The organism is Pseudomonas sp. ME-P-057, assembly GCF_030208975.1.
Classification (GTDB): domain Bacteria; phylum Pseudomonadota; class Gammaproteobacteria; order Pseudomonadales; family Pseudomonadaceae; genus Aquipseudomonas; species Aquipseudomonas lutea.
This window is the reverse complement of the sequence record NZ_JARVSX010000012.1, coordinates 124789-135001: the sequence shown is the minus strand read 5'-3', so window position 1 is coordinate 135001 and position 10213 is coordinate 124789. Positions and strand designations below refer to the sequence as shown.

Genomic DNA, 10213 nt, shown 5'->3' with positions numbered 1-10213 from the left:
CGCCCAAAGCCTGACAGCCACACCCCGCGCCGACGATGGCAGCACCAAGCCCGAGGTGGCGATTGACTCATCGGCCCTTGGCGGGATGTACGCCGGGGCGATCAAGCTGGTGGGCACCGAAGCCGGTGTGGGCGTGAAGCTGGACGGCACGCTGGCGGCCAGTGGCGGGGATATTCAACTGGATGCCAATGGGCGCCTGAGCATGGCTCAGACGGCCGCCACCGGTAACGTCAGGGTTACGGCGCAGAGCGTCAATCTGGCTGACAAGGTTTACGCTGGCACAGCGCTGGAGGTGCAAACCCAGGGCGATCTCACCAGTAGTAAAAGTTTGGCAGCACGCGACCGCATCGCACTCTCCAGCGGCGGTACCTTGACCAACCGCGACATTATTGAAGCCGGCGTCAACAGCGATAACACCCGCAACGCAACGGGCGATGTGAGCCTGCGTGGCAAGGCCATCAATAACAGTAGCGCCAGCGTCATCGCCAGCCGTGCGTTGACTGTGGATGCCCAGACCCTCAACAACCAGGGCGGTACCCTGAGTGCAAAGCAGCACGTACAAATCAACGCCACCTCGGTCGACAACCAGAACAAAGGACGCATTCTCAGTAACAACAGCCTGAATATCACGGCTGGCAGCCTGCAGAACACCCAAGGTGGGCTGGTTACCAGCGATGGCGCACTGACCGTGTCCGCAGGCGATGTGCAAAACCGTGGCGGTGAACTCACCAGCCTTGCCACTGCAACCCTGACAGCTGCCACTTTGGATAACTTCACCGGCCTGATCACGGCTGGCAAGGCGTTGAGCCTGAATGTCGATGCCCTCAACAATCAGAACGGGCTGATCACCAGCCAAGGCACTGTCGCCGTGGCCGGCAATAGTCTGGACAACCGTCAGAAAGGCCTGGTCGCCGGTATCGGCGGCGTGCAGGTCACCGTGGCCAACACGGACAACCGCAACGGCGAGTTGTCGAGCCAGGCGAGCGTGTCGGTCACCGGCACGCAGCTGGATAACAGTGACGGCGGGCTGGTAGTCGCCGGTAGCGGCTTGAACCTGACTGTCGATCAATTGCTCAACCGCAACCAAGGGCTGATCAGCAGCGAAGGGCTGCTGAGCGTGACGGCGGGCACTCTGTCCAACCGCGCAGGTACGCTCTCGAGCGCCGGCCCGCTAACCATCAGCACGCGCGGCGCTGTGGACAACCAGGGCGGGCGACTGGTGACCGACGGCAGCCTGAACCTGACCAGCGCAAGCCTGGACAATAGTCAGAACGGCACGCTGAGCGCGCGTGATTCTGCGCAGATCACCACGTCCGATCTGAACAACCAGCAAGGCGGCCAGTTGACCAGCGCCGCCAGCATGACCCTGGAACTCAAACGTGGGCAGTTCAACAACCAGGGCGGGCTGATCAACGCACCGCTGCTGATGCTCAACAATCTCAAGGATGTGAACAACCAGGGCGGCGAGATCTCCAGCAGCCAGGCGTTCACCCTCACTGCCGACAACCTCGACAACAGCGCCGGTAAAGTGCTCGGCAGTACCGCCCTGACCCTGCGCATTGGCCGCGCCCTGGCGAACGTGAAGGGCATGATTGCCGCTGCCTCGGTGGACGCTCAAGCGGCCAGCCTCGACAACAGCGGCGGTACTGTCACCAGCCGTGGCGATACCCTGCTCAACGTTTCCGGCCAACTGGTCAATCGCGATGAGGGCCTGCTCAACGCCGCTGGGACCTTGACGCTTAACAGCGCGTCTCTGGACAACACCGGTGGCCTGATCACCACCGCAGGCAACCTGAGCATCACTCACCTGCGCGACCTGACCAACACCGGCGGCGAAATCTCCAGTGCGCAAACCCTGAACCTGAACGGCCGCACCCTGAACAACAGTAACGGCAAGTTGATCAGCAATAACCTGCTGGTGCTCAATGCCGACTCTCTGATTAACCAGAATGGCCTGATGTCCGGCTGGCAAGGCTTGACCGTCAGCGGCGCGAACCTGGACAACCGCAACAACGGCACACTGTCGAGCCGTTATGGCGACCTCAATGCCACGCTGACCGGCAGCTTGCTCAACAGCGGTGCGGGTGCGCTGGTCAGCCAGAAGGCGCTGACCATTAATGCTGGCGAGCTGGATAACAGCGCCAATGGCGTACTGTCCAGCGCCGCCGGCCAGACCCTAACCGTGGGCGGTTTGCTCAACAACGCCCAAGGCGGCGTGATCGACAGCGCTGCGGCGCTGAGCCTGAACGCACAGAACCTGGATAACACCGCCGGCAGCATCAGCGGCGGTGCCGCCACCACCCTCGACCTGTTGGCGACGCTGACCAATACCAACGGCAAATTGGGCAGCGGTGGCCCGCTGCTGATCAGCCGTGCCGCTCAGATCAACAACCAGGGCGGTCAACTCGCCAGCCAGGGGCTGCTGACCGTGATGACCGGTGGCCTGGACAACCGCAACCGCGGCACGCTGGCCGCCAACGACCGCCTGAGCATCACCGCCGGTGGCCTGGTACAGAACGGCAGCGATGGCCTGATCTACAGCCAGAACGCTGACCTCAAGCTCAGCGCCAACCGGCTGGACAACGGCAAAGGCGCTGTGCAAAGCCAGAACGGCCTGACCCTCGACGTGGCAGACGCCATCGACAACCAGAGCGGCAAACTGATCGCCCAGGCCGGCGACCTGAATGTCAACGCCGCCAGCCTCGACAACCGCGGCGGCACCCTCGCCAGCCTCAAGGCCTTGCTCCAGACCCGCGTCGTCGGCGTGCTGCGCAACGGCTATGACCTCAACAACAATCGCCAGGGCGGCGTGATGCAGGGGCAGACCCTGGACCTGCAGGCCGGCGCCGTGGACAACTATGGCGGGCGCATTTCCGCCCAGGACGGCAACGGCCTGGTCACCACCGGCAATTTCGACAACCGCAACGGCGGGCTGTATGCCAAAGGCTTGATGCGCGTGGTCGGGCACGACTTCGATAACAGCGGCGACAACGATGGCCAGATTGCCGCCGGGCAGATCGATCTCGACCTGAGCGGTGCACTGAATAACCGCCTGGGCATCATCGAAAGCGAATCCACTCTCAACGTCCGCGCCGCCAGCCTGGATAACCAGACCGGCCGTCTGCGTGCGCTGGGCAACTCCGGCACTACCAAGTTCGCCATTGGCGGCCTGTTCGATAACCGCAACGGCGTGCTGGAAACGGCCAATACCAACCTTGCACTGAATGCCGGCAGCTTGCAGAACCTCGGCGGTAATGTGCTGCACGTGGGTACCGGTAACTTTGGGATTGCGCCTGCCAACCTCAACGACGTCGGCGGCAGCCTGGTGACGCGGGGCGACCTGACCATCACCCAAGACAACTGGACCAACAGCAGCGTCATCCAGGCCGGGCAACTGACGGTCAACGTCAACACCCTCGACCAGACAGCGACGGGGCAATTGCTCGGCGCGCGGCGCTTTATCGGCAACGGCGGCAACTGGACCACCAACGGCCTGATCGCCAGCGACGGCGACCTCGACCTGACGTTGAGCGGCGCCTTGAACAGCACCGGACGCATCAGCAGCCTGGGTGCATTGAACCTCACTGCCGCGCAGGCGAATTTGAGTGAGACCGCCAGCATCGCCGGTGGTGGCGTGACCAGTGCAACCATCAGCGGCGTCCTGAACAACCGTGGCCGCCTGACCTCGGCAACCGACCTGCTGATTAACGCGGGCACGCTGAACAACTACGCCACTCTGGGCAGCGGGCAAAACCTTACTGTCACCGCCGGCGCGTTGCTCAACGACCACGGCCTGATCTTCAGCGGTGCTGACATGAGCCTGCGCGTCGCGTCGTTGAACAACAGCTACGGCGACATTTACAGCATGGGCAACCTGAGTGTTGATCGCGACGGCAAGGGCGGGTTGGCCGACAGCATTATCAACAGCTCGGCGAGCATACAGAGTGATGGTGACCTGAGCCTCGCAGCGGCAGTGATGCGAAACGAGCGCGCGGTGCTGACGACCAACGACGGGGGCATCTATACCGCTTCCATCACCGAAATGCCGTGCCGGCGGGGTGCCGATTACGCTGGCGACTGCGACGGTGGGAAGGTCAACCACTTGTGGGAGGTGGTGCAGCGCGACAAGCTCGAAGTCCTCCAGGCCAGTGCGGCATCGCTCATCAGTGCGGGAAGAAACATCACCCTGACCGGTGGCCAGTTGCTCAATTCAAGCAGCAGCATCGGCGCCGCCGGCATGATCAACATCACGGTTAACAACCTGACCAACACGGGCATCGAGACTGGCGAAACCGAAACCTGGCGCTTGTTCCGCTCCGAGCGCACCCGCGATGCGAGCGACTGGTATGCGTTGGCGGCAGACTTCAATCGAAAGTACTCGGTGGGTGGCGCCGCCTACAACCCCAACGATCTGGGTGGCCTGGAAGCCGCCATGGCAGCTTTCATCGGCACCACTGAAAAGGAAAGCGTCTCGCTGCGCCGTGTCACCAAAATTGCGACCGGCGACCAACGTTACGCCGGCATCATCCAAGCTGGCGGCGCGGCCACTGTCATCACCCATAACAACATCGATAACACCGTGGTGCGTCCTGGCTATACCTATGTGGGCGCTGGCGCCAAAACGGGTACCGATGCTACAGGCGCCAGCGGCGCTACCGGTTACTCGACCCGCATCACCCTTAACCAGCAATTACCTCCTGATCTGGCCCAGCAGCAGATCAACCCGCTGAGCTTGCCCGGCTTTACCTTGCCCAGCGGGCAGGGCGGCCTTTTCCGCCTCAGCGGTCAAAGCGCCAGCGCGCCCGCCAGCACTGCGCCTCAGGGCTGGACCCTGAGTGGCGGCACCGTTGACCGTGCGCCGGCCAGTGCCCCGATCGTACCCGGCAGCAGCACATCGGCCGACGGTGTAGTCATCAATCGCGTGCAAGGGCTGCCGGACAGCCAGTTCGTCTCCAACCCGCAGAAATACCTGATCGAAACCAACCCTGCGCTGACCAACCTCGGTCAGTTCCTCAGTTCCGATTACCTGCTGTCCAAACTGGGCTATGACCCGGACCAGGCGCAGAAACGTCTGGGTGATGGTTTCTATGAACAACGCTTGATCCAGCAGGCCATCATCGCCCGCACCGGCCAGCGCTTCATCGATGGTATTACCAGCGATACGGCGATGTTCCAGTACCTGATGGACAACGCAATCGGCAGCAAGCAGGCGCTTAATCTGTCGGTGGGCGTGAGCCTTACCGCCGAACAGGTCGCCGCCCTGACCCACGACATCGTGTGGATGGAAAACGCCACCGTTGCCGGCCAGCAAGTTCTGGTGCCGGTGCTCTACCTGGCCCAGGCCAACAACCGCCTGGCGCCAAACGGCGCGTTGATCACCGGCAGCGATCTCAATCTGGTGTCCGGCACCGACCTCAACAACGTCGGCACCCTGCGCGCCACCAACAACCTGGCCGCCAGCGCCGGGCGCAACATGGTCAACAGCGGCCTCACCGAAGCCGGCAACCGACTCGACCTTCTCGCCGGCAATAGCCTGACCAACCGCGCCGGCGGCATCATTGCCGGACGAGACGTCAGCGTGGGTGCGATCAGCGGTGACGTGCTCAACGAACGCAGCGTAACCAGCCACCAGAGCAGCAGCGGCTACCGCACCGAACGCACCGACTTCGTCGACAACGCCGCGCGCATCGAAGCCGCCAACACCCTGACTCTCCAAGCCGGGCGTGATGTCAACAGCACCGGCGGCGCCCTGAAAAGTGGCGCGGACACCCGGATACAGGCAGGGCGCGACGTAAATCTGGCTACCGCCGAACAGCGCACTGCCAGTAGCGTCGGCACTCGCTCACGCAGTAGCAGCGTTGCCCAGTACGGCACCGTTGTGGAGGCGGGGCGAGACTTCCAGGTTGTGGCCGCGCGGAACATCAGTGCGATTGGCAGCCGGTTGAATGCAACGCGTGATCTGGCGATGGCGGCCAATGGGAATTTGAACTTGGCTTCGGCGGCGAATGAACAGCATTCGGCCTTTAACTCCAAGAAAGTTACGAGTAAGGAAGACCATGTTCAGCAGGTAGGCACCTCGTTGGTGGCCGGTGACAACCTTTCCCTGAGCGCAGGCCATGACCTCGCCCTCAGCGCCAGCCGCGCGAGTGCGGGCAAGGAAGCCTACCTGTACGCAGGTAATGATCTGGCGCTGAACGCCGCGCAGAACAGCGACTACAGCTATTACCGCAAAACCAAAACCAGCAGCGGGTTGTTGTCCAGCAGCTCTAAAACGCGTATCGACAGCAGTAACCAGATCAGCCAGCAGGGTTCTTCCATCAGCGCTGATACGGTCGTCGTACGTGCCGGTCGAGACATCGGGACGGTTGCCAGTGACGTGGTTTCCACCAACGCCACCAGCCTGATTGCCGGGCGCAATGTGGTGATCGACGGAGCGACGGAAACCTTTGAACAAAGCCATTCGTCTTCAACCAAAAAATCAGGCCTGCTGAGCACGGGTGGCATCGGCGTCACGTTGGGCTCAAGCAGCAACAAGAACACGTTCACCAGCAGCACCGAAACCACCCGGGCCAGCGACATCGGCAGCGTGCTGGGCAGCGTGGATGTACAGGCTGGCAAAGACCTGACCATTCGCGGCTCTGACGTGGTTGCCGGTAAGGACATCAGCCTGATTGGGCAAAACGTTAGCGTCCTGGCTTCTGAAAACAACAACCGCAGCGAGCAGACCTCCAAGAGCAAGAACAGTGGGTTGACCCTGGCGTTGTCCGGCACTGTGGGTAGTGCGGTGGGCTCCGCTTACCAGACCGCCAAGCAAGCCAAGAACGAGGACGACAGCCGCCTCTCGGCGCTGCAAGGCGTTAAAGCAGGGTTGACCGGCGTACAGGCCTGGCAAGCGGCGCAGCAAAATGGCGGCATGACCGGTGACAACGCTGCGCAGTTTGTAGGTATCAGCCTCTCCGTGGGCTCGCAAAAGTCCGAATCCAGACAGACCCAAGAGCAAACCCTTAGCCAGGGCAGCAGTCTCACAGCCGGCAACAACCTCACCATCGTGGCGGACGGCAACGGTACGCCTGGTGACGCAGGTGATATCCATGTTCAAGGCAGCAAGCTGCAGGCCGGTAACGAAATGCGGCTGGCGGCGGAGCGCGATATTCTCCTGGAAGCTGCGGCGAATAATCAAAAACTCGATGGCAAAAACAACAGCAGCGGCGGAGCGCTTGGCATCAGCCTTGGCGTGGGTTCCGAAGGCGGTGGCCTGAGCGTTTTCGCCAATGCGAACAAGGGCACCGGAAACGAGAAGGGCACCGGCACCACCTGGACGGAGACAACGCTGGACGCCGGTAGGCAGGTCAGCCTGGTCAGCGGGCGTGACACTGCCCTCAAGGGCGCGCAAGTCAGCGCAGACAAAATCACCGCCACGGTTGGTCGCGACCTCACCCTGCAAAGTCTGCAGGACACCGATGACTACAAATCCAAACAGAAGGATGTCAGCGGGGGCATCAGCTTCGCAATCATCGGCAGCGGTGGTAGCGCAAACCTGAGCATCAGCAAAACCAGGATCGACTCCAACTATAAGAGTGTGCAGGAGCAAACCGGCCTGTTCGGCGGCAAGGGTGGTTACCAGATCGATGTGGGCAACCATACCCAACTCGATGGCAGCGTGATCGCCAGCACTGCTTCGCCGGACAAAAACCGCCTGAGCACTGGCACGCTTGGCTGGAGCGTCCTAAAGAACAAGGCCGACTACACCAGCCAGTTGCAAAGCGCGAGCGTCAGCAGCGGCAGCGATGGCACCAATGCGTTCATCAGCAATATGCCCACCGGCACGTTGATCGCCTTCAACCATGGCGACAGTGACAGCGGCACGACCTCATCGGCCATTTCCAACGGCGCTCTCGACATCCGCGACCCTGCCAAACAGCAGCAGGACGTTGCGACGTTGAGCCACGATGTCGAACACGCCAACGACAGCATCAGCCCCATCTTCGATAAGGAGAAAGAGCAGAAGCGCCTGCGGCAGGTGCAGTTGATTGCGGATATTGGCACTCAGACAGTAGACATCGTCCGGACCCAAGGTCAGATCGATGCCGATAAAGAGGCGCGTGCTGAACTTGATAAGCTTGGCGTCAAGGAGCCTGGAAAAGATGCGAAAAAAGAGGAGGTCGAAGCCTACCAGCAACAGCTGATTACCACTGATGCTTATAAACGGATTATGGCTGACTACGGGGTGGGCGGGAATTACCCGCGTGTCGCACAGGCAGTGACAGCCGCATTGCAAGGCTTGGTGGGGGGCGATATTGGCTCAGCCATTGCGGGCGCATCGGCGCCTTACCTGGCCCAAGTGATCAAGAAATCGACTGGCGGTAACACTGCACTCAATATCATGGCCCATGCCGTATTGGGCGCGGTGGTGGCGCAGGCGCAAGGCAATTCTGCAGGGGCGGGGGCTGCGGGAGCTGCGACAGGCGAGCTCATCGCGCGCCAACTTTATCCAGGCACTGCAACGGCAGATCTGACGCAGGAGCAAAAAGAAACGGTCTCAGCGCTGTCGGGCTTGGCTGCAGGGCTGGCTGGGGGGATTGCTGGTGGTGACCTGAGCGGAGCAGTGACGGGGGCGCAGGCGGGGACAAATGCTGTTCAGAACAACCTTCTCTCGAACACCTACGGTGTCGAACGGCTGGACAAGCAGAGTCTGGCACTCTATGAAAAGCTTAAGGCCGCCGGAATCGGAAGCATTGATGAATTGCAGAAACAGTTCGTTGGCTGCGCAGGCGATGGTGAGTGCGAGCGGGGTATTCGCAATGAATATCGACAGCAGGAAAAACAGGCAGGGGAAACACTCGTCGGACTCTATAAAGCCGGCAAGTTGAGTCAGGAAGAACTCGCTGTCCTCGTCACGGACTACTCCATCGCCATGATGGCTGGGGCCAAGGAAGGGCAGCTGAGTTCCGATTCTGGGGGCTATGGCGACATTTATTCCCTGTCTGGGATTGATTGGACTCCGATGGGTGTGATCGGTAATCCCTATCTGGATGCGATTAAAAAGAGCGGACAAATTGCGCAGTGGAGACGAGAGGGGCTAAGCGAAGAAAAAATCAATGAGCTAGCCCACAAAAGTGGTTTGGTCGACTCGATGTTGGTTCCGGTGGATGTTCCTGGTATTTTGAATATCGTGGATAATGGCGCATCCAAGGAAGATGTTCTAAGATCTGTGTTAGTGGCGGGTTTTGGCAAGCTTGCGAAAAAGGGTGCAGAAGGTGGCGTCAAACTGGCTAGTATTGAGGTCGATGTGGCCAAAGCCAGTAAAGGAACACCTGAATACAAAATACTGAATGAGCCTCCACCAAATAGCCAAGTCAAGCTGAACAACGGCACTGAATTCAAGACCAATTCAAGCGGTTACGTTGATGAAATTACCTATAGTCCGTCGTTGGATAAAGGCGTCCGTGATAAACGGCAAACGTCAGTTGGCAAAGAGGGACTGCCTACGGATGTGGGGGGGCACATCCGGGGTTGTCAGCTTGGTGGTACCTGTGACAGATTCAACCTCTTTCCGCAGGATGGTAATTTCAATAACTCTGCCTATAAGCGGTGGGAAACAGAAATTAAGAAGGGGTTGAACAACGGTGATCAGGTCGGCGCCGTGACAGTGCGCTTTGCTAGAGCAGATCCTGCGTCGGCAAGGCCAGATTCATTAGTTATTGATTACTCAATCAATGGGATAAAAATGCGTAAATCATTCAGGAATGAGGCCGGGCAATGAGCATTGAGCAACAAGTACAGGTCTTGAATACGCTCACGCAGATCATGCACGACTCTGCGAATGGGCCGTACGAAGAGATCCGCTGTGAGTTTGAGTATGAGGTTTATGATGGAGGGTGGTCTGTAGGTTCTAAATACTCATTCGTCCGCGATGGCTTGTTCTTCAGCGAACTTTTGGATGACCCTGAAGATAGGACGTCTAGCCACGTCCATAAGTTGCATGAACTGATGAGGTCGCACACGGGTGGTGATTGGAGGAAATTTGTATTGATTATCGATTCTAGTGGAAAAGCCAATACCAAGTTCATTTATTAAGCTAGTGCAAAAGCTACTGGTGGCGCTGCTGGGAAGGTGGATGATCTTGCCTCTATTGGGACACCTGTTCGTCCCACACCCCAAAAAACTGAAATTGGATATCGGCGCTGATCCGGTGCTGGAGCTCGCCCACAAG

The 10213-nt window shown here is 59.8% G+C and carries 2 protein-coding genes; both read left to right on the top strand.

The features are described 5' to 3' along the window. Positions 1 to 55 precede the first annotated feature (55 nt). A complete protein-coding gene (locus tag QRN48_RS06530; RefSeq protein ID WP_350310419.1) occupies positions 56 to 9763 on the top strand; it encodes a hemagglutinin repeat-containing protein in 9708 nt (3235 codons plus the stop codon). Next, positions 9760 to 10077 (top strand): hypothetical protein, encoded by a 318-nt coding sequence (locus tag QRN48_RS06520; RefSeq protein ID WP_285349558.1) that lies wholly within the window; start codon positions 9760 to 9762, stop codon positions 10075 to 10077. Before QRN48_RS06530 ends, QRN48_RS06520 begins: the two co-directional genes overlap by 4 nt. Positions 10078 to 10213: the final 136 nt, after the last annotated feature.

Coding starts and splice junctions, on each gene's coding strand:
- QRN48_RS06520 (WP_285349558.1), top strand. CDS start 9,760: ATGAGCATTGAGCAACAAGTACAGGTCTTGAATACGCTCACGCAGATC.